A 22,194-nucleotide genomic window follows, 5' to 3' on the forward strand; every position below is an offset into this window, starting at 1 on the left:
CTCCTGGGTTCGTGTCTGCTCCTCCAGCGGAGCGTACCGTGCGGTATGCCCGAAGCCACGCCCCGGGGGCGCGGTAACAGAACTTTGTACGCCCCGGTCCGAGCCACTCACGCCCCGGTCCGATCGTTCCGGCCCCGATCGCTCACGCCCCGGCCGGTTCGTTCACGGCCTGGCCTGGATGAGGCCGTGGGCGCCGGTGGTCAGCCAGGGGCGGCCGGTGGCCTCCAGGGCCTTGACCACGTGGCCGTCCAGGCCGACCGCGACCTCGGACTTCAGGGTGCGCAGCGCCGCGACCGGGCCGGGGAAGTACGCGGTGGCCTCGGCGAACGGGGTGGTGTGCGCCCAGGCCCTGTCACCGACGAGACGACGGTAGTTCAAGTCCCCCTTCATGATCGTCAGTGACGCGGACGCGAAGTCCTCCCGCATGCCGAACGGCATCTCGCGGTAGGGCAGGGGCGCGCAGGAGAAGGCGTGCGCCCGTACGAGCAGCCGCCCCGACCCGAGCGCCGCCCGCAGCCGCCCCGCGACCTCCCCCGCCTCCCCTCCCTCGGCCGCCATCCGCCGCAGGCAGGCCAGGACGTCGGCCGGGGTGGCGTCGGACACGTAGTACGGCAGGGGCTTCACGTGCAGCACGACCTCGCCCGTTCCCCGGGCGTGCAGCAGGTGGTCGATCAGGACGAGGTCGGGCAGCAGCTCGCTCCCGGCGTTGTCCGCGACGAGACAGATCCGCGCGGCACCCCCGCGACCGGCGTCCCCAAAAGAGCCCGCCCCCGCACGACCGGACCCGCCCTCGAAAACACCCGGGACGCCAGCCTCCTCGCCGCCGATGAGTGACCACAGGAGCGCGCTGTCGTCGGCGACCAGCCCGGACTCCCGCCCGGCCAGCTCGGGACCGGCCGCGACCCGGAACACGAGGTCGGCCCGGTTCCCCCACAGCGCCCTCAGGGTCAGCGCCTGGGCCCGTTCGGCGGAGGGCAGGGCGGCGAGCGCGTCGAGTTCGCGAAGCTCCTCGCCGATGGCCTCGCCGAACAGCTCGGCCTGCTTGAAGGGTTCGAACGGGTCGACGCCGCGCCACGGGCCGGGCCCGAAGTAGCCGACCGCGGACAGGAGCCTGCGGTAGAAGTAACTCTCCGCCCACAGGAACGGCGCGTCGTCCCACCGCCGCCCGATGTGGCCCCGGTCCCAGCTCTCCCACAGGTCACGGTCGTGCGCGGAGTCCCCGAGCGGCTCGATGACCCCCTCGATCTCCTCGAGCAGCAGGTCAAGTGCCCGGTTCACCCGGACGTCGTACGGCGTGGCGGCACGGACCCTCTCGATCAGGGCGGGGTGCCGCTCGTGGAGGACCCGCCACGGATAGGAACCGGGGACGTCGCTCAGGAACTCCGGCGGATCGTACGGCGCCGAGGGCCCTCCGGGCCGCTGCCGAGCATCACCGTCTGCCATTTCCGACTCCTTTTTGACGCAAGGCGACTCTTGTTATGAAATATGTTTAGCTAGAGCGAACAGGCGGCCGGGCCGCTTGACGGAGGGAGCCGTAGGTGGGCACATCGGAGCGTCGCAGCGGTGAGGAGCTGGACCGCCACGACGCCGTCGGAGCCCGGATGCGGCAGTTCCGCAAGGAGCGCGGTCTGACACTACGCGGTCTCGCCACTCACTCCGGGCTCTCGATCGGGTTTCTCTCGCAGGTCGAGAGGGGGATCTCCTCCATCGGCCTGACCGCGCTCAACAGCGTGGCCACCGCCCTCGACCGCAGCGTGGCGGAGTTCTTCAACGACGTGCCGCCCGAGGAGGAGATGGAGGAGGAGCACGCCCCGGTCTCCCACCTGCCGAGCCACTTCACGCTCACCCGCTCGGCGACGGCCGCCACCGAGTACATCTCGGGCCAGCAGACCTACCGCATGCTCTCGGCCAGGGGCCCCAACCTGGTGCTCGAACCGCTGCTGGTGCACATCGCGCCCGGCGGCAAGCGCGAGAACTCCTACGGTCACGCCGGGGAGGAGTTCGCGTTCGTGCTGGAGGGCGAGCTCCTGTACGAGGTCGACGGCGTCGAGCACCGGTTGCACCCGGGCGACAGCGTCCACCTGAGGTCGACCGTCCCGCACAGCATGTTCAACGACACCGACCGGGTCACCACGGTCGTGTCCGTGGTGACCCCCCGGCTGTTCTGACCCCTGCGCTCCCCGGTGGAGAGGACGGTCAGCGGCGGCGCAGGGCGCGGGCGGTCAGCGCGACCGCGGCCAGCGCGCCGAGCGCCCCGGCGGCGACCGCCCCGTGCTGGCGGGAGATGCGCCGCTGGATCTCCGCGTACGGCACCGTGCTGAACGACACGAGCTCGTAGCGGGAGGCGTAGACGCCGGGCAGCAGCCGTTCCAGGCCGTGCTCGACGCGCTTGCGCAGCAGGAACGCCGGGGAGGCGACCTTGTCGCGCATCTCGACGAAGTTCTCCAGCGCGAGTTCGGCGATGGTGTCGGCGTGCTCCTTGCGGCGGGACCCGTACAGGGCGAGGGCCCGGGGGAAGTCGTCGCCGGTCTCCTCCAGGCAGCGGTCGAGCTCCACGCAGTCCTCGAAGCCGCAGTTGGCGCCCTGGCCGTAGAAGGGGACGATGGCGTGGGCCGCGTCGCCGAGCAGGCCGACCACCGCTCCGGCGGTGCCGCGTACGTGCCAGGGGCGGGCCCGCATGGTGACCAGGTGCCCGATCGGGTTGTGGGCGTAGTCCCCGGCGAGGTCGGGCATGAGGGCGCGGGCGTCGGCGTAGTTGGCGGCGAAGAACTCCTCGAACCGCTCCTCGGTGTCCAGCTCCGCGAAGCTGCCCGGCCCCGACTTGGGCCAGAACAGCGTGCACGTGAAGGACCGGTCCGGGTTGGGCAGGGCGATCATCATGGCCTTGCCGCGCGGCCAGATGTGCAGCGCGCCAGGGTCGAGGGCGAACCCGCCGTCGCGCGCCGGGATCGTCAGCTCCTTGTAGCCGTAGTCGAGATACTCCTGGCTGAAGTCGAAGCCGGGCAGGAACTGCAGCCGTCCCCGTACCGCGCTGTAGGCGCCGTCGGCGGCGAGCACGACCGGGGCGGCGAGGGTGACGGGACCGCCGGGCGTGTCGAAGTCCATCCGGCCGGAGTCGACGTCGAGACCGGTCAGCCGGTGCTCGAAGAGCGCGCGGACCCCGGGCATGCCGAGGGCCGCGTCCAGCAGGGTGCGGTTGAGCTCGGAGCGGCTGATGGAGTTGATCGCCCGCTGCCCTCCGGCGCTGTACGGCTGGAAGCTGAGCGTGCCGTCAGGGGCGTGCATCATCCGGCCGGGCATCGGCAGCGCGGCCTTCAGCACGGTCTCGTCCAGCCCGATCCCGCGCAGCGCGGCGATCCCCCGCTCGGAGATCGCCAGGTTGATCGAGCGCCCGCGCTCGGGGGCGGCCCCGCGCGGGTCGGGCCTGCGCTCGTACAGGGTGACCCGGTAGCCCCGGCGGGCCAGGTAGCAGGCCGTCAGGCAGCCGACCAGCCCGGCGCCGACCACGGCGACCTCTCCACGGGACCTCATGCCGGGCTCACCTCCCCGGCGAGCGCGTCGGCCGCCCGCCAGCAGTCGTGGAACGTGGAGTACATGGGCACGGGGGCGAACCGGATGACGTCCGGGCGCCGTACGTCGGCGAGGACGCCGTGGACCTCGTGCAGCCGGGCGGCCAGGTCGGCGGCGTCGACGCCGCCCCCGGTCACCCTCAGGGAGAGCTGGGCCCCGCGCCTGGCCGGGTCGGCGGGCGTGACGATCTCCAGCGGGCGGTCGCGGGCCACCTCGGTGAGCAGCCGTTCCAGGTAGCCGGTGAGCGCCAGGCTCCGCTCCCGCAGCGCCGCCATCCCGGTCTCGGCGAACATCCGCAGCGAGACCCGGACCGGGGCCATCGCGAGGATCGGCGGGTTGGAGATCTGCCAGGCGTCGGCGGTGGGGACGGGGACGAGTTCGGGCCGCATCTCGAAGCGGGTCGCCTGCTCGGTGCTCCACCACCCGGCGAGCCTGGGCAGCTCCGGGTCGGTCACATGGCGCCGGTGCACGAAGCACCCGGCGACGGCGCCGGGCCCCGCGTTGAGATACTTGTACGAGCACCAGGCCGCGAAGTCCACGTCCCAGTCGTGCAGCGCGAGCGGCACGTTCCCGGCGGCGTGCGCGAGGTCCCAGCCGACGAGGCACCCGGCCGCGTGCCCGGCGGCGGTGACGGCGGGGATGTCGAGGAACTCGCCGGTCAGGTAGTTGACCCCGCCGAGGAGCACGAGCGCCACCCGGTGCCCCTCGCGGGACAGGTAGTCCACGATGTCCTCGGTGCGCAGGCAGTCCTCGCCCTCGCGGGGGCGCAGGCGGACCACCGTCTCGTCGGGGTCGAGGCCGTGGTGTACGGCCTGGCTGCGCACCGCGTAGCTGTCGGAGGAGAATGCGTGGTCCTCGATGACGACGCGGGTGCGCTCACCCGCCGGGCGGTAGAAGGTCGCCATCATCAGGTGCAGGTTGACCGTGAGGGAGTTCATCACCACGGTCTCGTCGGGGTACGCGCCCACGAGGGCGGCGGCGTCCTCGCGCAGCTCGGCGTGGTAGGGCAGCCAGGGGTGTGCCGCCCGGTGGTGTCCCTCGACCGCGTGCAGGGCCCAGTCGTCCAGCTCGGCGGAGATCGCGGCGCGGGCGGCGCGGGGCTGGAGGCCGAGCGAGTTTCCGGCGAAGTAGGCGACCTCGGGGTAGCGGGAGGTGGCGGGGGCGGGCGGGACGAGGAACTCCGCGCGGCGGCACACCGGCCTCCCGGCGTCCCCGGCCCGCCCGGCACACTCGGCGTCGGCGGCCAGCGCCTCCCGCTCACCGGGCGTGCCGTGGCTCCCGGAACCACCGGAGCCGTCGAGGCCACCGGAGCCACCGAAGCTGTTGGAGCCGTCAGAACCGCCGGAACCTTTGGAGCCGTTGGAACTGCCGAAGCCGTCATGTCCACCCGCGCCACGGCCGGGGGCACCGTCCGTATCGCGGCCCAGGTCACGGCCCGCGTCACCGCCCGGAGCACGACTCGCGTCATGGCCCAGGCCACGGCCCGTATCACGCTCCGGACCACGCCCCAGGTCACGGCTCATGTCGCGGCCCAGCTCACCGCCCAGGTCACGGAGGTCGCCGAGACCTTCGGCTCTCCTGGCCGTCACGCCGTCACCTTCGTTGCCGGGCCCCCGGCGCGCTCACTCGTCACGTCATCTCCTCCTCCCTCCTTATGTTCACCCATACCGAACTCAGGTGAAATTAGGAGCGCGAGACGATTCGGGCCACGCGCTTTCCGGACGGAAGGTTCTCAGGGCATCCGGTTTCGAGATGACGGAGCGTCACCCGGGAGTGTCGCGACTCACACCGGGTTACCGTACGGTCACCACCCCTCCCGGGGAGCGGTCCAGCAGCGGCAGTACCTGGGTGCCCAGCAGTTCCACGCCGCCGTCGTCGGTGAGACCGTGCGGCGTACCGAACTCCACCCGGTGCGCGCCCGCGTCGATGAGTGCCTGGGCCTGCGCGGCGACCTGTTCGGGGGTGCCGGAGAAGGCGAACAGGTCGAGCAGGTTGTCGGGGATCAGCCGCCCGGCGTCCTCGTCCCTTCCCTCGCCGACCAGCTCCTTGACCCTGCCGAGCAGGTCGGCGGGGACCTCCACGGTCGGGTCGAGGTCGGCGACCACCGCGAGGTACATCGCGACCTCGCCGCGCGCCCTGGCGCGGGCCGCGGCGCCGTCGGCGTCCACGACGGTCACCGCGCCCAGCACGACGCCGATCTCGCGGGGGTCGCGCCCGGCCGCCACCGCCCCGGCCGCGACCCGTTCGCGGATCACCCCGACCATCGCCGGGTTCGCGCTGCCGCCCACCTTGATCTCGTCGGCGACCCGCCCGGCCAGCGCCGCACCCCGCGGACCCCACGCGCCGAGCAGCAACGGCGGCCGGGGCCGGTGTACGGGGTAGCGCAGCCGGGTGCCGGGCGCGAGGCGGAACATCTCCCCCTCGTACCCTCCGGCGTCACCGGCCAGCAGACGGTAGACCACCTCGGCGGCCTCCGCCAGCGCGGTCAGCGGCCTGGGCTGGGCGATGCCCACCGCGCCGAGCCAGGTGCCGCGCGCCAGGCCGAGGTAGGCGCGGCCGTGCGAGGCCAGGTCGAGGGCGGCGAGCTGCCCGGCGATCTCGTACGGCGCCGTCGAGTACGGATTGAGACAGGCCGCGCCGAGCCGTACCCGCTCGGTGGCGGCGGCCATCTCCAGCAGGGGGAAGATCGGCGGCTGGTACATCAGGTCGCCGAACACGCTCAGCACGTCGAAGCCGTGCTCCTCCGCGCGGCGCGCGAGCCGCGCGTAGTCACCGGCCCGCTTGTCGCTCTGCAGGCCAAGACCGATCTCGGCACCGGTCATCGCGGACTCCCCGGCTCGACGGCCGTCGTCGCGAATCCCCTGGGAGCCGGGTACTCCCGGGTCGGCGGTCATCGCGGGCTCCTCGTGTCAACGGCGGTCATCGCGGGTCCCCTCAGGTCAGGTCGGCGGAGTTCATCCGGCGGCGGTGGGTCCGCTCGACCCGCATCACCAGCCGCTCCTCCGGGTCGGGGCAGGAGAACAGGGTGTCCCGCGCCAGCCAGTCGCCCTCGGCGAGGTCACGCTGCTTGGCGGCGAGGAACGGCAGGACCGAGGCGAGCGCGTAGACGCAGAAGTGCTCGCCGTCGGGGAGCCGCAGGTGGGCGCTGTTCTCCAGCGTGAAGCAGTCGCCCACCTCCATCCCGCAGACGGATCTGCCCTCGATGCGGTCGACCACCACCCGCAGGTCGTACAGCTCCATGTCTCCGTCGTCGTTCCCGCTTATGTCGCTTATGTCGTCCATCCCGCTTCCTCTCCCTCAGCCCGTACGAACCCAGCCCGTCCAGACTCAACCCGTGCGAACTCAGCCCGTGCGGACCATGATCTTTCCTGTCGTACGGCGTGCGGCCAGGTCGGCGAGGGCGGCGGGGGTGCCCGCCAGGTCCACCACGCGCGACACGAGCGGCCGGACGGCGCCCGAGGCGAGCAGGGCGAACAGCTCCTCGTAGGCGTCCCGCACCGCGCCGGGCCTCCGCCACGGGTACGCCGACCCCCACGACACCCCGACCAGGGAGGCGTTGGCGGCGACGAGCGCCATCGGGTCGACCGGCGGCGGGGATCCTCCGGCCGCGCCGACGGCCACCAGGCGCCCCTCGAAGGCCAGGCAGTCCAGCGAGCGCGCGAGGACGTCGCCGCCGACGGGATCGACGACGACGTCGGCGCCCCGGCCGTCCGTCAGGTCCATGACCGAGGCGGCGAAGTCGGCGTCCAGGTAGTCGATCGCCTCGCCCGCCCCGTTCTCCCGGCACAGCGCGGTCTTGGCCGGGCCGCCCGCCGTACAGATCACGCGCGCCCCGAAGGCCAGCGCGAGCTGGGTGGCGGCGATGCCGACACCTCCCGCGCCCGCGTGCACGAGCACCGTCTCCCCCGCCACCAGCCCGGCCCGGCGCAGCGCGAACCACGCGGTCTGGTACGTGACGGGCAGGGCCGCGACCGTGACGGGATCGAGCCCGGCCGGGTACGGCACGACGAGGGCGGCGTCGACGGTGACGACGTCGCCGAGGGCGCCGCGCGGCAGGGTGGGACAGGCGAGGACCGCCCTGCCCTCCAGGTGTCCGGCACCCGCCCCGGTGGCGACCACCGTCCCCGCGGCCTCGACGCCCGGCGTCATCGGCGGGTCGGGGCGTACGGGGTAGGTGCCCCTGCACAGCATGACGTCGAGGTAGTTGAGCCCGACGGCCCGCACCGCGATCCTGACCTCCCCTTCGCCGGGGGCGCGGTCCTCGGGCACCTCCGCCAGCGAGAGGACCTCCTCCGGCTCGCCGTGCGCGTAGGCGACCAGCCGCCGGTTCACGGCGCGAGCAGTTCGGAGTGGTGGTGCACGATGAGCCAGTCGCCGCCGACGCGGCGCAGCACGTCGGTCACCCGGCTGCGCCGCGCGGGCCCGCCGGGCGGTTCGGCGACCAGCACGTAGCGGGCGACGCCGGTGTCGTCCCACACGTCGATCCGCTTGTCCTCGGCCGCCAGCCTGTCGAGGTGGGGACGGGCACCCGAGCCGTCCCTTTCGTCGCGGTAGGCGTCGAGTTCCGACCGGGTTCGCAGCGGTCCCGGCAGGTGCGTCTCCCAGGTGGTCACCTCGTCGTGCAGGTGCCCGTCGAAGCGTCGGCGGTCCGCCGCGAGGAACGCGTCGTACATGTCGTCGATGCCCGCCGAGATCAGGTCGGCGTCCACGCCGGAGGCGGGAGCCCCCGAAGCGCGGCCCACCACACCACCCGGCACACCACTCGACACCTCGCCCGGCACACCACTCGACACAGCGCCCACCGCGTCACCCGGCATGCCACTCAGCACAGGGCTCATCACCCCACCCGGCGCATCACTCAACACAGCGTCCATCACCTCACCCGGTACGCCGCTCAACGCAGCGCCCATCGCGTCATCCGGCACACCACTCGACACGGCACCCGGCGCCTCGTCCGGGCCGTCGGTCGCCGGAGGCCCGCCGGGGTGTCCCCGGTCTCCGGATCCCGGGAAAACGGTGTTCACGATTTCTCCCATCCCGACCGGTCGTCGCGGACGACCCGGCCGCCCTTCATCACCCAGCGGACCCCCCGGAAGGCCGAGGTGCCCGCGAGCGGGTCCGCGTCCATCGCGATGAGGTCCGCGTACTTGCCGACCTCGACGGTGCCGAGGTCGGCGTCGGCGCCGAGCCAGCGCGCCGGGCCGAGCGTGCCCGCGTACAGCGCTCCCGCCGGGCCGAGGCCGCCCTCGGACATGCACTCCAGCTCGCGTACCGAGGCGTTGGTCCCCTCGAAGTCCCAGAACGGCGGCATGTCGCTGCCCATCAGGACGTCCACCCCCGCGTCGAGGGCCATGGCGTAGCTCTCCAGGTGCCGGGGCCCGGCGCCGAGCGAGCGGCACTGCATCCACTCCGGCACCCCGAGCTCGTCGAAGAACTCCTTGCAGCGGGTGACGAGCAGCGTCGGGACCAGGGACGTGCCGCGTTCGGCCATCCTCTTCGCGACCTCGGGAGTGAGCTGGTAGCCGTGCTCCACGCAGTCGAGGCCCAGCTCGACGGCCTCGGCGATCACCGCCGCCGGGCCCGCGTGCGCGGTGACCTTGCGGCCCCAGGCGTGCGCGGTCTGCAGCGCCGCGGCCATCTCGTCGGAGAACAGCTGCGGGGTGTCGATCTTCTCGTGCTCCCCGGCGATCCCGCCCGAGATCATGATCTTGATGAGGTCGGCGCCCGCCTTGACCTGGCTGCGCACCCCGCGCCGGAACCCGTCGGCGCCGTCGCACTCCAGGGTGTCGCTCCCCTCGTGCCCGTGGCCGCCGGTGCAGACCAGGGCGCGACCGGCGGTGAAGATGCGCGGGCCAACCGCCCGGCCCGACTCGATCGCCCGGCGCAGCGCGAAGTCGGCGTGGTCCTTCTCGGCCACGCACCGCACCGTGGTCACCCCGCAGTGCAGGGTGCGCCGGGCGCCGTCGGCCATGTAGAGGGCGAGCTCGTGCGCCGTCATGTTCTTGACGCTGTCGCCGCCCTCACCCGGGAGCGACAGGGACAGGTGGGTGTGCATGTTGACCAGACCGGGGGTGACGTACGCGCCGTCGAGGTCGAGCGGGTGGGCGTCGCCCGTCCGTTCCAGGATCCGCTCTCGGGGGCCCACGGCCGCGATCCGGTCGTCCCGGATCCACACCGCCGCGTCGGCGATCCTTCCCTCGCCGCCCACCGCCCAGGCTCGCGTCGTACGGCCTCCCGGGCTCGTACCGGTGGCGCGGGCGTCGGTGACGGTGCAGTTGACGAGGACCACGTCGTTCATCGGGCGACCTCGGCTCCGTAGGTCTCGCGGGCGGCGTCCGGGGAGACGTAGCCCTCGGCGACGTCGTGGCGGACCAGCTCCGGATCGCGCTCGCGCGGATCGCCGTGCCCGCCGCCCCCGGCCGTCAGCAACGTGACCCGGTCGCCGACCTCCACCCGGGTGCGCTTCGTACTGACCCGGTGCTCGCGCTCGGTGCCGGGGAAGACCACCACCTGGTTGGGGTCGGGCTCCTCCCCGCCTTCCAGCGCCCATGGCCGCGACCGCGTCTTCTTGATCACCGACAGGAACTCCCCCGGCACCACGAACCGGATGTCACGCCGCAGACCCACCCCGCCCCGGAACCGGCCCGCACCCCCGGAGTCCGTACGCATCTCCATCCGCTCGAAGAACATCCCGGTCTTGGCCTCCAGGACCTCGACGGGGGTGTTGCGGGCCTGGGTCTGGCACAGGTGGTTGGCGGCGTTCATGCCGTCGTGGGCGGGTGTGGCTCCCCAGCCGACCGGGTCGTTGTTGCTGACCGCGAACATCTGCCCGGTCTCCGGGTGGATCCCGACCATCATGAACCCCGGCACGTCGCCCCCCGAGGAGGCGGGCAGCCGGTCGGGCATGCCCTGCGCCAGCGCCTTGTAGATCAGCTCCAGGGCGACCGTCCCCGTCCACTGGGTGAAGGTCGCCGCCGGGTAGGCGGCGTGGAAGAGCGTTCCCGGCTCGGCCCGCACCTCCAGCGGGGCGAAGTGCCCGGCGTTGGTCTGCTCCCCCGGCGTGGTGATCGCCTTGAAGGCGACCCGGCAGGTCGCGATGGTCGCGCCGAACGGGAGGTTGACCGGCCCCGCGGTCGCGCCGGACGACCCGGCGAAGTCGACGGTGAAGGTGCCGTCGGCGATAGTCACGGTGACCTGCATGCGGACCGGGTCCTCGGTGATCCCGTCGTCGTCCAGCCAGTCGACCGCCGTCCACGAGCCCTGCGGGAGGCGGGCGACGGCCTCGGCGGCGGACTCGGCCGCGGCGGCGACCACGGTCTCGACGACGGAGCCGACGACGTCCCCGCCGTAGCGGGTGTAGAGCTCGCGGACGCGGCGCTCACCGGTGCGCAGCGCGGCGACCTGCGCGTTCAGATCACCGATCACCAGATCCGGCATCCGCGAATTGAACCGGATCAACTCAATGATCTCCCGATTCGCCACCCCCTCCGAGAACACCTTCGTCCCCGGAAAGATAATCCCCTCCTGATGCATATCCGTAGAATCCAGCACATACCCCGGATCCTTCGCCCCCAGATCCATCCAATGAGCCCGCACACACAAGAAACCCACCAGCTCCACACCCACGAACACCGGACAGAACAACGTCGCGTCATAAGAATGCGCCGCGTTCCAATACGGATAGTTCAACAACACCACATCACCCGGACGCAGATTCTCCCGCCCCACATACTCCACACCCTTGCGGATGGAATAGTCGTTGGCGCCGAGGAAACGGCTCAGCCCGGTCGACTCGGCGACCAGGCGCAGGTCCGCGTCGTAGACGGAGATGCCGAAGTCGAAGACCTCGTAGATGACCGGGTTGAATGCGGTACGGACGAGCGTGGCCCGCATCTCCTCGGCGGCCGAGGTGAGATAGCTGCGCACCACCTCGACCGTCGCGCCGTCCACCGGGACGCGGTCCCCGCCCCTTTCGGGAAAGAGCGGCGCGGCGGTCTCCGTGGCGGCGACCCCGGGGACGGCGGGCTCAGACATCGTCGATCCCGTAGGTGTCGCGGGCGGCGTCCGGGGAGACGTAGCCCTCGGCGACGTCGTGGCGGACCAGCTCCGGATCGCGCTCGCGCGGATCGCCGTGCCCGCCGCCCCCGGCCGTCAGCAACGTGACCCGATCCCCGACCTCCACCCGGGTGCGCTTCGTGCTCACCCGGTGCTCGCGCTCGGTGTCGGGGAAGACCACCACCTGGTTCGGCTCCGGCTCCTCCCCGCCCTCCAGCGCCCACGGCCGCGACCGCGTCTTCTTGATCACCGACAGGAACTCCCCCGGCACCACGAACCGGATATCCCGCCGCAACCCCACCCCACCCCGGAACCGGCCCGCACCTCCGGAGTCCGTACGCATCTCCATCCGCTCGAAGAACATCCCCGTTTTGGCCTCCAGGACCTCGATCGGGGTGATGCGTCCCGTACTGCCCGAGACGTGGGTGGCGGCGTTCATGCCGTCGTGGGAGGGTGTCGCGCCCCAGCCGACCGGGTCGTTGTTGCTGACCGCGAACATCTGCCCGGTCTCCGGATGGATCCCCACCATCATGAACCCCGGCACGTCACCCCCCGAGGAGGCGGGAAGCCGGTCCGGCATGCCCTGCGCCAGCGCCTTCAGGATGAGCTCGACCGCGACGATGCCGGTCCAGAGGGTGAACGTCGGCTGCGGGTAGACGGCGTGGAAGAGCGTGCCCGGCTCGGCCCGCACCTCCAGGGGAACGGTCGTGCCGAAGTTGGACGGCTCGTCGGGCGAGGTGAGCGCCTTGAGGACGACCTTGCAGATCGCGATGGTCGCGCCGAACGGCATGTTGATGGGACCGGGCGTGGCGGGCGAGGAACCCGCGAAGTCGACGGTGAAGGTGCCGTCGGCGATGGTCACCGTGACCTGCATGCGGACCGGGTCCTCGGTGATCCCGTCGTCGTCCAGCCAGTCGACCGCCGTCCACGAGCCCTGCGGCAGCTCGGCGAGGGCGCCCCGGGTGCGCGCCTCCCCGTCCTCGACCATCCGCTGGACCGCGGCCTCCACGGTCGGGCGGCCGAACTTCTCCAGGATCTCCAGGAACCGGCGCTCACCGGTACGCAGCGCGGCGACCTGCGCGTTCAGATCACCGATCACCAGATCCGGCATCCGCGAATTGAACCGGATCAACTCAATGATCTCCCGATTCGCCACCCCCTCCGAGAACACCTTCGTCCCCGGAAAGATAATCCCCTCCTGATGCATATCCGTAGAATCCAGCACATACCCCGGATCCTTCGCCCCAAGATCCATCCAATGAGCCCGCACACACAAGAAACCCACCAACTCCACACCCACGAACACCGGACAGAACAACGTCGCATCATAAGAATGCGCCGCGTTCCAATACGGATAGTTCAACAACACCACATCACCCGGACGCAGATTCTCCCGCCCCACATACTCCACACCCTTGCGCAGTGAGAAGTCGTTGGCGCCGAGGAAGAAGGTGAGCCCGGTCGCCTCGGCGATGAGCCGCAGGTCCGCGTCGTACATCGACATGCCGAAGTCGTGGACCTCGTAGATGACCGGGTTGAAGGAGGTACGGATCAGCGTGGCCCGCATCTCCTCCGCCGCCGCGAGCAGGTAGCTGCGCACCACCTCGGCGGTCGCGCCGTCCAACCGGGCGCCACCGTCCGGCCGCGCCCCGTCCGGCCGGGCGCCATCGGCCCGCGTCCCATCCGGCCGGGCGCCACCAGCCCGCGTCCCGTCCGGCCGAGCGCCGTCCGCCCGTGTCCCATCCGAAGCCCCGTCCGGCCGGGCATCGTCCCGCCGCTCCGTCATGACGCCGCCTCCACAAGCCGTACCAGCAGGTAGCCGTGCTCCTCGACCTCGACGCGACGGCCAGAGGGGACCACGGTGGTCGAGGTGCCCTCGTCGACCAGGGCGGGTCCGTCGAACGTGTCGCCGGGCTCCAGCAGCGCGCGGTCGTAGACGGCGAACGACGCCGTGGCGCGGGTGCCGAAGTCGTAGGCGTCCCTGCGGGCGAGCAGCGCCCGGCTCGGGTCGCCGTCGCCCGGCGGGCGTACCACCAGCTCGGGCCGGTCGGTGCGGCCGACGCCGCGCACCCGCAGGTTGAGGATCTGCACCCGGTTGTCCATGGCGTGCCCGTACCGCGCCGCGTGGGTCTCCTCGAACGCCCGCCTGATCGCGTCGCGGTCGAGGTCGCGGCCCGCGGTGACGATGAGCGAGTGCTCCTGGCCCAGGTAGCGCAGCTCGAACTGGCGCTCAAGGACCATGCGTTCCGCCGGGACCCGCTGCGCCTCCAGGGAGGCGACCGCCTCGGCCTCGACGCCCTTGAACACCGTCTCCAGCGCGTCGAGGTCGGCGTCGTCCAGGGTGGCCATCACCGTACGGGAGAAGTCGTCGACGATGTCGGCGCTGAGCATGCCCCAGGCGGAGAAGCCCGACGGCGCGAACGGCACGATGACCTCGCCGATGCCCATCTCCGCCGCGAGCAGCGGGGCGAGCAGCGGCCCGGCCCCGCCGAACGCGAGCAGCGAGAACCCGCGGGGGTCGTGCCCCCGTTCGACCGTGATCTGCCGGACCGCGCCGACGGTCCTGGCCAGCAGCACGTCGAAGACGCCCGCCGCCGCGGCCTCCGGGCTGAGCCCGAGGGGACCGGCCACCTGCTCGTCGAGCGCCGCGCGGGCGGCGTCGGCCCGCAGCTCCATGGTCCCGGACAGGAAACGGTCCGGGTCCACGTAGCCGAGGACGACCGCCGCGTCCGTGACGGTGGGGCGGGTGCCGCCCCGGCCGTAACACACCGGGCCGGGGTCGGCACCCGCACTCTGCGGCCCCACCTTCAGCAATCCCCGCTCCAGCCACGCGATCGAGCCCCCTCCGGCGCCGATCGTGCGGATGTCGTAGGTGGGGATCAGCAGCGGGAAGTGCTCCAGCTGCGCCTCGTAGGCGGCCACCGGGGACCCGTGCTCGATCACGCACGCGTCCAGCGAGGTACCGCCGATGTCGAAGGTCAGAAGGTCCCGGCGACCGAGGGCGGCGGCGATGTGCGCCGCGCCCACGATGCCGCCCGCCGGGCCCGACAGCACGGTGTGCGTCGGGGAGGTCTTGGCCACGGCCGACGTCATGGAACCGCCGCCGGACCGCATGATCAGGAATCGCCCGCCGAACCCGCGTTCGGCCAGCCCGCGCTCCAGCCGGTCCACGTACCTCTCGAAGATCGGCCGGATGTAGGCGTCGAGGACGGTCGTGCTGGTCCGCTCGTACTCGCGGTACTCCCTGACGATGTCGGTGGAGATCGAGACCGTCACCTCCGGGTACGCCGCGCGGATGATCCGGGCGGCCTCGCGTTCGTGGGAGGGGTCGAGGAAGGAGTGCAGGAAGCAGACGGCGATCGACACCACGCCCCGCTCCTCGACCAGGACGCGGGCGGCCTCCCTGACCCCGGCGGCGTCGAGCTCCTCGACCACCCGGCCCCGGTGGTCGAGCCGCCCCCGCACCCCGGCGGTGTGGCGTCGCAGCACGAGGCTCTCCGGCCGCTCGTACTGGAAGTCGTACATGTGGTCGGCGGGCACGTTGCCCCTGCCGATCAGGAAGATGTCGCGGAAGCCGTCGTTGGTGACGATCCCGGTGGGCTCGCCGCGCCGCTCCAGGACGGCGTTGAGGCCGAGGGTGGTGCCGTGGATGAACAGCTCCACCCGCGACAGGTCGGTGCCGAGCGCGGTGACCGCGTCGAGCACGCCCTCCCAGGGGCGGGCCGGGGTGGTCGAGGCCTTCCTGAAGCGCACCTCGTGGGTGCGTGTGTCCAGCTCCATCGCGTCGACGAAGGTGCCGCCGATGTCGACGGCCAGCCGGAGGTGCTTGGGGTCGGGCATTGCGGATGTCACCTTTCGATCAGCGCGGGGATCTCGGCGGCGCGGCGGCAGGCGACCAGGCTCGCGTCGTACGGGCGGAGTTCCTGCTCCCGTTCCCCGCACTCGACGGTCGCGAAGGGACAGCGCGGCGCGAGGGCGCAGCCCGCGGCGGCGTCCGCCTCCTCGAGGTCCCTGGTCAGCTCGACCCGGGGGCCGCGGTATCCGGTGCCGAGACTGGGCGCGCTGGACAGCAGCGCCCGGGTGTAGGGGTGCAGGGGGTTGCCGAAGACCTCCTCCACCGGCCCCTCCTCGACGATCCGTCCCAGGTAGAGGACGACGACGCGGTCGCAGAACCCCCGGACGGTGGCCAGGTCGTGGGAGATGAAGACCGTGCCGCGCGAGCGGTCGCCGCTCACCTCGGCGATCACCTTCAGGATCTGCGCCTGTACGGTGACGTCGAGCGCCGAGGTCGGCTCGTCGAAGACGATCAGGTCGGGGTCGCCGACGAGCGCGCGGGCGATGCCGACGCGCTGCGCCTGGCCGCCGGACAGCTCGTGCGGGCGCCGCCCGAGGATCGACGGGTCCAGCTCCATGCGTTCCAGAACCCGGGCGACGCGCGACGCGCGCTCGGCGGCGGGCACCCCGGCGGCGCGCAGCGGCTCGCCGATCGCGTCCGCCACGGTCCGCCGGGGGCTGAGCGACCCGACGGGGTCCTGGAAGACGAGCTGGGCCCGGGTACGCAGGCGGCGCGACTCCCGGCCGCGCGGCCCGGCCAGCACCCGCCCGGCCACCTCGACCCTTCCCCGGGAGGGCGCCACCAGCCCGAGTATCAGCCTGGCCAGCGTGCTCTTGCCGCAGCCGCTCTCCCCGACGACGCCGAGGGTCTCGCCCGCGGCGACGCTGAGGCTGACCCCGCGCAGGGCGTGGTGGCCCCCGCCGCCGAAGCGTGCCCGGTAGACGACGTGCGCGTCCTCGACGCGCAACACCTCCTCGCCCGTCGTACGAGCAGACGGCTCCGCGAGGTCGGGGACACCGGTGAGGGGCCCGGAGCGGGGGTGGAAGCAGGCGGCGCTCCAGTCGGAGGCCAGGTCCCCGGCGCGCGGGAGCTCCGTCGTACACAGCTCCGTCGCGTGCGCGCAGCGCGGCGCGAACGGGCAGGAGGACGGCGCCTCCGCGAGCAGCGGCATCGCGCCGGGGGTGGCGGTCACCGGGCGCCCGTCGATGTCGGGCACCGAGCGCAGCAGCGCCCGCGTGTACGGGTGGGCGGGCTCGTCGAGCACCTGAGGCCCGGGACCGCTCTCCACCACCGTCCCGGCGTAGAGCACCACGACGCGGTCGCAGATCTCCGCGATGGAGGCGAGGTCGTGGGAGATCAGCAGGACGCCGCGCCGCTCGGCGTTCGCGGCGAGCCGGAAGCGGTTGAGAATCTCCCGGGTGAGGGTCACGTCCAGCCCGGTGGTGGGCTCGTCGGCGATCAGCAGGCCGGGGGCGCACCCGGTGGCCAGCGAGATCATGACGCGCTGCGCCATGCCGCCGGAGAGCTCGTGCGGGTAGGCGTCCAGGCGGCGCCTCGGGCTGCGGATGCCGACCGACTCGAACAGCTCGGCGGCGACCTCCCTGGCGGGGGCGGGGGCCAGGTCCCGGTGGGTGACGAGCCGGTCGACGAGCTGGCGGCCGACGGTCCTGGTGGGGCTGAGCGCGCCGCGCGGGTTCTGGAAGCAGATCGCGGCGCCGTGCCCCCGGAAGGACTCCAGCTCGGCGGCCCCCATCGTCAGCACGTCGGCGCCCTCGAACAGGACCCGCCCGGTCGTACGGGAGCCGCCGGGCAGCAGGCCCACGATCGAGCGGGCCACCATGCTCTTGCCGCCGCCGCTCTCACCGACCAGGCCGACCACCTCGCCGGGCTCGACGCTCAGGTTCACCCCGCTCAGCGCGGCGACCCGGCGCCCGGGGCGGTGGATCACCACGGAGAGGTCCTCGATCGACAGGAGGGTCATCGTCCGTCACCTCCTCGTGGAGTCGGCGCGTTCCTGCAGGCCCTCACCGAGGAGGCTGAAGCCCAGGACGCAGATCAGAAGGAAGAGTCCGGGGGGTACCGAGGTCCACCACCGTCCGGCGACGACGTCACCGGTGCCGAGGCTGATCATGGCTCCCCACTCGGCGGTGGGCACCGGCACGCCGAGCCCGAGGAAGGACAGCCCGGCCAGCGTGAGCATCGCCCAGCCGCAGTTCAGCGGGGCGATGACGCGCACCGGCGTCAGGCTGTTGGGCAGGACGTGCCGCCAGAGCACCCCCCAGAAGGAGGAGCCGGAGGTGCGGGACGCCTCCACGAAGGGCAGGTCCCTGATGGAACGCACCTCGGCCCGCACCAGCCGGGCGTACGCGGGCGCGTTCACCAGCGCGATCACCGCGACCAGGTTCGCGGTCCCGCCGCCGAGCAGCGCGGCCACCGCGAGGGCCAGGATGAAGGTGGGGAACGCCTGGAATACGTCGAGCACCCGCATCAGCACGTCGTCCGGCCAGCCGCCCCGGTATCCGGCGACCAGGCCGACGAGGCTGCCCGCGACCACGGCCAGGGCGACCGCGACGACCGCGATGCCGACGTCGAGCCTGGCGGCGTGCAGGACCCTGCTCCACACGTCCATGCCGTTGAGGTCGGTGCCGAGCGGGTGGGCGCCGCCCGGCGGGGCGAGGGAGGCGAGGGGGTCGATCTCCTCGGGGCCCCACGCGCTCAGCAGCGGCGCGAACACGACCGCCACGGCGACCAGTGCCAGGACGACGGAACCCGCCGTGATCAGTGACGACGCGAACCGGCGGTCCCCACCGGGCTCCCGTACGCGCGCCGCCTTCCGGGCACGCGCGGGCTTCGGGGCACGCCCGGAGCCGGGCGTGGGGGCGCGTTCGGGGGCGTGTTCGGCGTCGGGCATCAGATCCTCACTCTCGGGTCGAGGACCGCGTGCACGACGTCGGCGATGAGGAACACCACCACGTAGAACAGCGCGATCACGAGCACCGACGCCTGCACCACCGGGTAGTCCCGGTAGAGCAGGCCGCGCAGCGCCCACTGCCCGAAGCCCTGCCAGGAGAAGACGTACTCCACGAGGACGGTCGAGCCGATGGAGAAGCCGAACACCAGGGCCGCCAGCGCGGGGAGCCGCACCAGCGCGGCCCGTACCAGGTAGCCGTGGAGCAGCAGCCGGTTCCCGAGCCCGTGCGCGGCGGCGGCCTCGTACGCCTCGGAGGCCAGTACCTCCAGCGCGGAGGCCCGGACGCTGCGCAGCAGCGGCGCGACGATGACGATGACGAGCGTGGCCACCGGCAGCACGAGGTGCTCCAGCGCGGAGACGAACGCGGGGCCGTTGGCCGTCAGCGCCGCGTCGAGCAGGTCGGCGCCGGTGATCAGGCTGAGGTCGGTGTCGGGGTCCACCCGGCCGCTGGGCGCCGGGAACCAGCCCAGGACGCTGTAGCCGACGAGGACCAGCACCAGGCCGAGCCAGAACTCCGGCACCGAGTTGCCGACGAGCGCCGCGACGCGGACGGTGTGGTCGCCGAACCTGCCCGCGTTCCGCGCCGACCAGATGCCGAGCACCGTGGCCAGCACCAGCGCCACGGCCAGCGCGATCACCACGAGTTCCATGGTCGGCCCGACGCGCACGGCCATCTCCGAGCCCACGGAGGCACCACTCTGGATGGAGGTGCCGAAGTCACCGGTGAACAACCCCCCGACGTAGTCGAGGAACTGCCGCCACAGGGGCTGGTCCAGCCCGAACCTGGCCCGCGCGGCGGCGGCGTCGGCCTCCGTGGCGTTGGGGCCGAGGATCGTACGGATCGGGTCGCCCGGCAGGACCCTGACGAGGAGGAAGGTCAGGACGACCACCCCGAGGAGCACCGGGACGAGCTGGAGCAGCCGTCTGAGGAGGAACCGGAGGATGCGCATGGGTTACTTGGCGACGCTCAGGTAGCGCAGCCGGGCCAGACCGTCCATCGGCTGGACCCACCCGGCCACCTCTTCCCTGACGGGAAGGTTGAAGTTGGGCTGGCAGACGACGACCCACGGCACGTCCCCGGCCAGGATCTCCTGCACGCGCAGCCAGAGCTTGGCGCGCTCGGCCTCGTCGACGACGGTGTGGGAGTCCTCGAAGATCTTCTCGATCTCGTCGTTGACGTAGTTGGAGTAGTTGAGGTTGGCGCCCTTGGTGAAGCTGGTCCCGAGCATGTACTCCACGTCGTTGACCCAGAGCTGGCCCACGGTGATCTGCAGCGGGATGTTCTTCTTCCCCCTGCGCTCGGCGAGCGTGGCGGGGTCGAGCGGGGTGAGCTTCAGCTCGATGCCCGCCTTCCTGGCCTCGCTCTGCACGAGGACGGCGATCTGCTGCTGCTCCTCGCTGTCGGTCTGGAAGACCAGCTCGGAGGTGACCGAGGTCTTGCCCGCCCCGGTCAGCGTCTCCTTGGCCTTCGCGACGTCGTAGGCGTAGGGGTAGCCGGTCTCGGAGTAGCCGGGCATGTCCAGCGGTACGACACTCTTGGCGGGCCGCGCGTCGCCGCCGTAGACGTTGGCGATGATCTGCTCGTACGGGACGGCGTGGGCGAGCGCCCTGCGGACCGCGGGGTCGTCGAAGGGCGCGGTGGTCACCGACATCTGGATGGCGACCTGGTTGTTGCTCGGCGCGGAGATGACCTTGATGCCCGGGGTGGTCTTGAGGTCCTTGATGTCGCGCTGGCCGATCCCGAAGGCGATGTCGATGTCGCCGTTCTGCAGCTGGAGGCGCTGGTTGGAGGGGGCGGGCACCACGGTGAGCCTGATCTCGGAGCTCTTGGCGCCGTCGGGGCCCGGGTAGCCGGTGTTCGCGGTGAGCACGATCTCCTGGCCCTGGACCGCCTTCTCCACGTTGAAGTAGCCGCCGGTCGGGGGGTTCTTGGCGAACCACTCCTTGGCCCAGGGGTCGTCGGCGGTGGCGTGCTTCTTGGCCTCCTCGGAGTCGAAGACGTACAGCGAGATGGCCTGGATCTGCCGGGTGAGGGCGCTGGGGAACGCCTGGGTGAACGTCACGGTGTAGTCGTCGACCACCTTGACCTGGTCGGCCTCGGTGAGCCCGATCAGCCGGTAGATCCCGGCGACGTTGGCCTTCGCGGCGAAGGCGCGGTCCTTGGACCACTTGACGTCCTTGGCGGTCATCTCGTTGCCGCTGGCGAACTTGACGCCCTTGCGCAGCTTGAGGGTCCAGACCTTGTTGTCGGCGTCGGGCTCGAAGGACTCGGCGAAGGTCGGGGCGACGGCCTCGGTGTCGAGGATCTGGCCGCCGCCGACCGAGGTGACCCCGTAGTCGACCATGTAGGGGAAGACGTTCTTGTAGAGCATCAGCGCGGTCAGGTCGAATCCGACGAAGTCCTGGTCCCAGCTGCTCAGGTAGCTGCCCACCGCGACCCGCAGCGTCGAGGCGGCGGGGGCGGCGCTCCCGCCGGGAGCGGCACTCGCCGCGGGGGTGCCGGAGCCGCCCGCCTTGGTACCCGCGGCGCACCCGGTCGCGAAGAGGAGGGCGACCCCACCCCCGAGCTGCAGGATCGAGCGACGGGACAGCGCGGGGGATCCCGGACCGTGGGGGTGAGAGAAACCGGGCATCGCAGTCCTCCAGGGGCCATGAGGGATAGGCCGCGAGGTGGGCGGATCGCTCCACTGACGGCCCACCCGACCTACATGTGCCGTTTGTTCTATCAGACCTGAGTTTGGTGAACAAGAGAGTGGTGCTTGTTCACAGATGAACCCCATGCTCAGACAGGTAACAGGGCAGCATAAAGATCATGTTCAGTCGTCATGTTCACTGAATTTCACACGACCGACGCCCGGATGTGACCAGCGCTTCCTACCCTGTCGGCAGGAACGGCACACCGGGGTCCGCCACCGGGGAAACGGCCGCCGGGCCCGTCGTGCACGGACGGGCAAACATCGTGCACTGGCGGGCAATGTCACCGCGTGCCCGTCTGCCATAGTTCTCGGCACGGGGCACCACGTGCCGGCTCGGCGGAAGAGGGATCCACCGGCCAGGCGGAAGAGGAAACGGAAGGTGAGGGGCAACGGGGAGAAGCACCTTCCGAAGGCCGTACGCCGGTGCGACTCCGCCCGGGAGGGGTGGGCGAGAGCGGGGACCGGTCTCCGGTCACCGGGCCGTGCGAGCTCTCCGGCACCGGATTCATGGGGCGAATCGAGACGGTGACCGGTGTTCGACGGCGAGAACCGACGGGAAACGGCGAGAGACAACCGCGCGGGGGGGAAGAGCCGTGCGGGCGGGGAAGGGCCGCGCGGCGGAGGGCGGTGACGGTTCCGGCCCGAGGGAGGACGGGGCGGAACCGTCACCGACCTAGACGGGACGAGACGGACCTAGACAAAACGGGGCAAGGCTAAGCAGGACGAGCCGAAAAAGGCGAACCTAGACGAAACGGGGCAGGCCGAGACGGGGGCAAGGCTAAGCAGGACTGGGCCGACCACGGCGAACCAGGGCAAAGCACGGCGGGACGGGGCGGGCCAAGACGGGACGGGGCGCCGCGGGCGTCGACGGGGCAGGTAAGTCAACGGGGGCAAGGAAACGGTGAACAGGGGATCTCATGATCCGTTGCGATCGCGCGGTCCGGGACCGAGCGATCTCCGCGGCTCATGAGGAAAACCGCGTCCACCCCCGGTCCGCCGCTCTCCGCGCGCCGGACCGGATCCGCTCCGTCCCGCGACGGGCCACGGCATCCCCGATCCAGGATTAC

Annotated in this window: 15 protein-coding genes and 1 pseudogene; 1 reads left to right on the forward strand and 15 read right to left on the reverse strand. The window is 71.9% G+C overall.

Annotated elements, in window-relative coordinates:
• Nucleotides 1-162: 162 nt before the first annotated feature.
• Nucleotides 163-1,443 carry a damage-control phosphatase ARMT1 family protein gene (locus ACW9TB_RS38620; RefSeq protein WP_472753079.1) on the reverse strand — a complete coding sequence of 427 codons (1,281 nt, stop codon included), beginning with the start codon at nucleotides 1,441-1,443 and terminating at the stop codon, nucleotides 163-165.
• A 95-nt stretch (nucleotides 1,444-1,538) separates the two neighbouring features.
• Between ACW9TB_RS38620 and ACW9TB_RS38625 the strand changes: the two genes are divergently transcribed.
• Nucleotides 1,539-2,168 (forward strand): helix-turn-helix domain-containing protein, encoded by a 630-nt coding sequence (locus tag ACW9TB_RS38625; RefSeq protein ID WP_472753080.1) that lies wholly within the window; start codon nucleotides 1,539-1,541, stop codon nucleotides 2,166-2,168.
• Nucleotides 2,169-2,196: 28 nt separating this feature from the next.
• Here ACW9TB_RS38625 and ACW9TB_RS38630 read toward each other — a convergent pair.
• The 14 genes and pseudogenes from ACW9TB_RS38630 to ACW9TB_RS38695 all read right to left on the reverse strand — a co-directional run.
• A pseudogene (locus ACW9TB_RS38630) lies at nucleotides 2,197-3,585 on the reverse strand (FAD-dependent oxidoreductase); the annotation flags it as partial.
• On the reverse strand, nucleotides 3,528-5,159 hold the full coding sequence (kynU, locus tag ACW9TB_RS38635) for a kynureninase (protein ID WP_472753081.1): 1,632 nt from the start codon (nucleotides 5,157-5,159) through the stop codon (nucleotides 3,528-3,530). The gene kynU and the pseudogene ACW9TB_RS38630, both read right to left, overlap by 58 nt.
• 204 nt (nucleotides 5,160-5,363) lie before the next feature.
• Nucleotides 5,364-6,464 carry an LLM class flavin-dependent oxidoreductase gene (locus ACW9TB_RS38640; protein WP_472753082.1) on the reverse strand — a complete coding sequence of 367 codons (1,101 nt, stop codon included), beginning with the start codon at nucleotides 6,462-6,464 and terminating at the stop codon, nucleotides 5,364-5,366.
• 40 nt (nucleotides 6,465-6,504) lie between these two features.
• The gene (locus tag ACW9TB_RS38645; protein WP_472753083.1) at nucleotides 6,505-6,852 is read right to left on the reverse strand and encodes a TIGR04076 family protein; all 348 of its coding nucleotides are present in this window, start codon (nucleotides 6,850-6,852) and stop codon (nucleotides 6,505-6,507) included.
• A 60-nt stretch (nucleotides 6,853-6,912) separates the two neighbouring features.
• Nucleotides 6,913-7,902 carry a zinc-binding dehydrogenase gene (locus ACW9TB_RS38650; RefSeq protein WP_472753084.1) on the reverse strand — a complete coding sequence of 330 codons (990 nt, stop codon included), beginning with the start codon at nucleotides 7,900-7,902 and terminating at the stop codon, nucleotides 6,913-6,915.
• Complete coding sequence (locus tag ACW9TB_RS38655; protein WP_472753085.1) at nucleotides 7,899-8,408, reverse strand: DUF4440 domain-containing protein; 510 nt, start codon at nucleotides 8,406-8,408, stop codon at nucleotides 7,899-7,901. The genes ACW9TB_RS38650 and ACW9TB_RS38655 overlap by 4 nt, the downstream gene beginning before the upstream one ends.
• A 182-nt stretch (nucleotides 8,409-8,590) precedes the next feature.
• The gene (locus tag ACW9TB_RS38660) at nucleotides 8,591-9,868 is read right to left on the reverse strand and encodes an amidohydrolase family protein (RefSeq protein WP_472753086.1); all 1,278 of its coding nucleotides are present in this window, start codon (nucleotides 9,866-9,868) and stop codon (nucleotides 8,591-8,593) included.
• Nucleotides 9,865-11,604: a hydantoinase B/oxoprolinase family protein gene (locus tag ACW9TB_RS38665; RefSeq protein WP_472753087.1), complete on the reverse strand. Its 1,740-nt coding sequence runs from the start codon at nucleotides 11,602-11,604 to the stop codon at nucleotides 9,865-9,867. The genes ACW9TB_RS38660 and ACW9TB_RS38665 overlap by 4 nt, the downstream gene beginning before the upstream one ends.
• Complete coding sequence (locus ACW9TB_RS38670) at nucleotides 11,597-13,249, reverse strand: hydantoinase B/oxoprolinase family protein (RefSeq protein WP_472753088.1); 1,653 nt, start codon at nucleotides 13,247-13,249, stop codon at nucleotides 11,597-11,599. The genes ACW9TB_RS38665 and ACW9TB_RS38670 overlap by 8 nt, the downstream gene beginning before the upstream one ends.
• Nucleotides 13,250-13,407: 158 nt before the next feature.
• Nucleotides 13,408-15,465: a hydantoinase/oxoprolinase family protein gene (locus tag ACW9TB_RS38675; protein WP_472753089.1), complete on the reverse strand. Its 2,058-nt coding sequence runs from the start codon at nucleotides 15,463-15,465 to the stop codon at nucleotides 13,408-13,410.
• A gap of 8 nt (nucleotides 15,466-15,473) precedes the next feature.
• Entirely contained in the window at nucleotides 15,474-17,441 is a 1,968-nt protein-coding gene (locus ACW9TB_RS38680) for a dipeptide ABC transporter ATP-binding protein (RefSeq protein ID WP_472753090.1), read from the reverse strand.
• Between the two features lie 6 nt (nucleotides 17,442-17,447).
• The gene (locus tag ACW9TB_RS38685) at nucleotides 17,448-18,371 is read right to left on the reverse strand and encodes an ABC transporter permease (protein ID WP_472753091.1); all 924 of its coding nucleotides are present in this window, start codon (nucleotides 18,369-18,371) and stop codon (nucleotides 17,448-17,450) included.
• Nucleotides 18,371-19,381, reverse strand: a complete 1,011-nt coding sequence (locus ACW9TB_RS38690) for an ABC transporter permease (protein ID WP_472753092.1) — start codon at nucleotides 19,379-19,381, stop codon at nucleotides 18,371-18,373. The genes ACW9TB_RS38685 and ACW9TB_RS38690 overlap by 1 nt, the downstream gene beginning before the upstream one ends.
• Nucleotides 19,382-19,384: 3 nt before the next feature.
• Nucleotides 19,385-21,064 carry an ABC transporter substrate-binding protein gene (locus ACW9TB_RS38695; protein ID WP_472753093.1) on the reverse strand — a complete coding sequence of 560 codons (1,680 nt, stop codon included), beginning with the start codon at nucleotides 21,062-21,064 and terminating at the stop codon, nucleotides 19,385-19,387.
• Nucleotides 21,065-22,194: the final 1,130 nt, after the last annotated feature.

Source organism: Streptosporangium sp. H13245, from assembly GCF_055690525.1.

Excerpts from the sequence above, each read along its gene's own strand:
- ACW9TB_RS38695 (WP_472753093.1), bottom strand. The coding sequence starts at position 21,064 with ATGCCCGGTTTCTCTCACCCCCACGGTCCGGGATCCCCCGCGCTGTCC.
- ACW9TB_RS38640 (WP_472753082.1), bottom strand. The coding sequence starts at position 6,464 with ATGACCGCCGACCCGGGAGTACCCGGCTCCCAGGGGATTCGCGACGAC.
- ACW9TB_RS38680 (WP_472753090.1), bottom strand. The coding sequence starts at position 17,441 with ATGACCCTCCTGTCGATCGAGGACCTCTCCGTGGTGATCCACCGCCCC.
- ACW9TB_RS38690 (WP_472753092.1), bottom strand. The coding sequence starts at position 19,381 with ATGCGCATCCTCCGGTTCCTCCTCAGACGGCTGCTCCAGCTCGTCCCG.
- ACW9TB_RS38675 (WP_472753089.1), bottom strand. The coding sequence starts at position 15,465 with ATGCCCGACCCCAAGCACCTCCGGCTGGCCGTCGACATCGGCGGCACC.
- ACW9TB_RS38685 (WP_472753091.1), bottom strand. The coding sequence starts at position 18,371 with ATGCCCGACGCCGAACACGCCCCCGAACGCGCCCCCACGCCCGGCTCC.
- ACW9TB_RS38660 (WP_472753086.1), bottom strand. The coding sequence starts at position 9,868 with ATGAACGACGTGGTCCTCGTCAACTGCACCGTCACCGACGCCCGCGCC.
- ACW9TB_RS38645 (WP_472753083.1), bottom strand. The coding sequence starts at position 6,852 with ATGGACGACATAAGCGACATAAGCGGGAACGACGACGGAGACATGGAG.
- ACW9TB_RS38620 (WP_472753079.1), bottom strand. The coding sequence starts at position 1,443 with ATGGCAGACGGTGATGCTCGGCAGCGGCCCGGAGGGCCCTCGGCGCCG.
- ACW9TB_RS38665 (WP_472753087.1), bottom strand. The coding sequence starts at position 11,604 with ATGTCTGAGCCCGCCGTCCCCGGGGTCGCCGCCACGGAGACCGCCGCG.
- ACW9TB_RS38655 (WP_472753085.1), bottom strand. The coding sequence starts at position 8,408 with ATGAGCCCTGTGCTGAGTGGCATGCCGGGTGACGCGGTGGGCGCTGTG.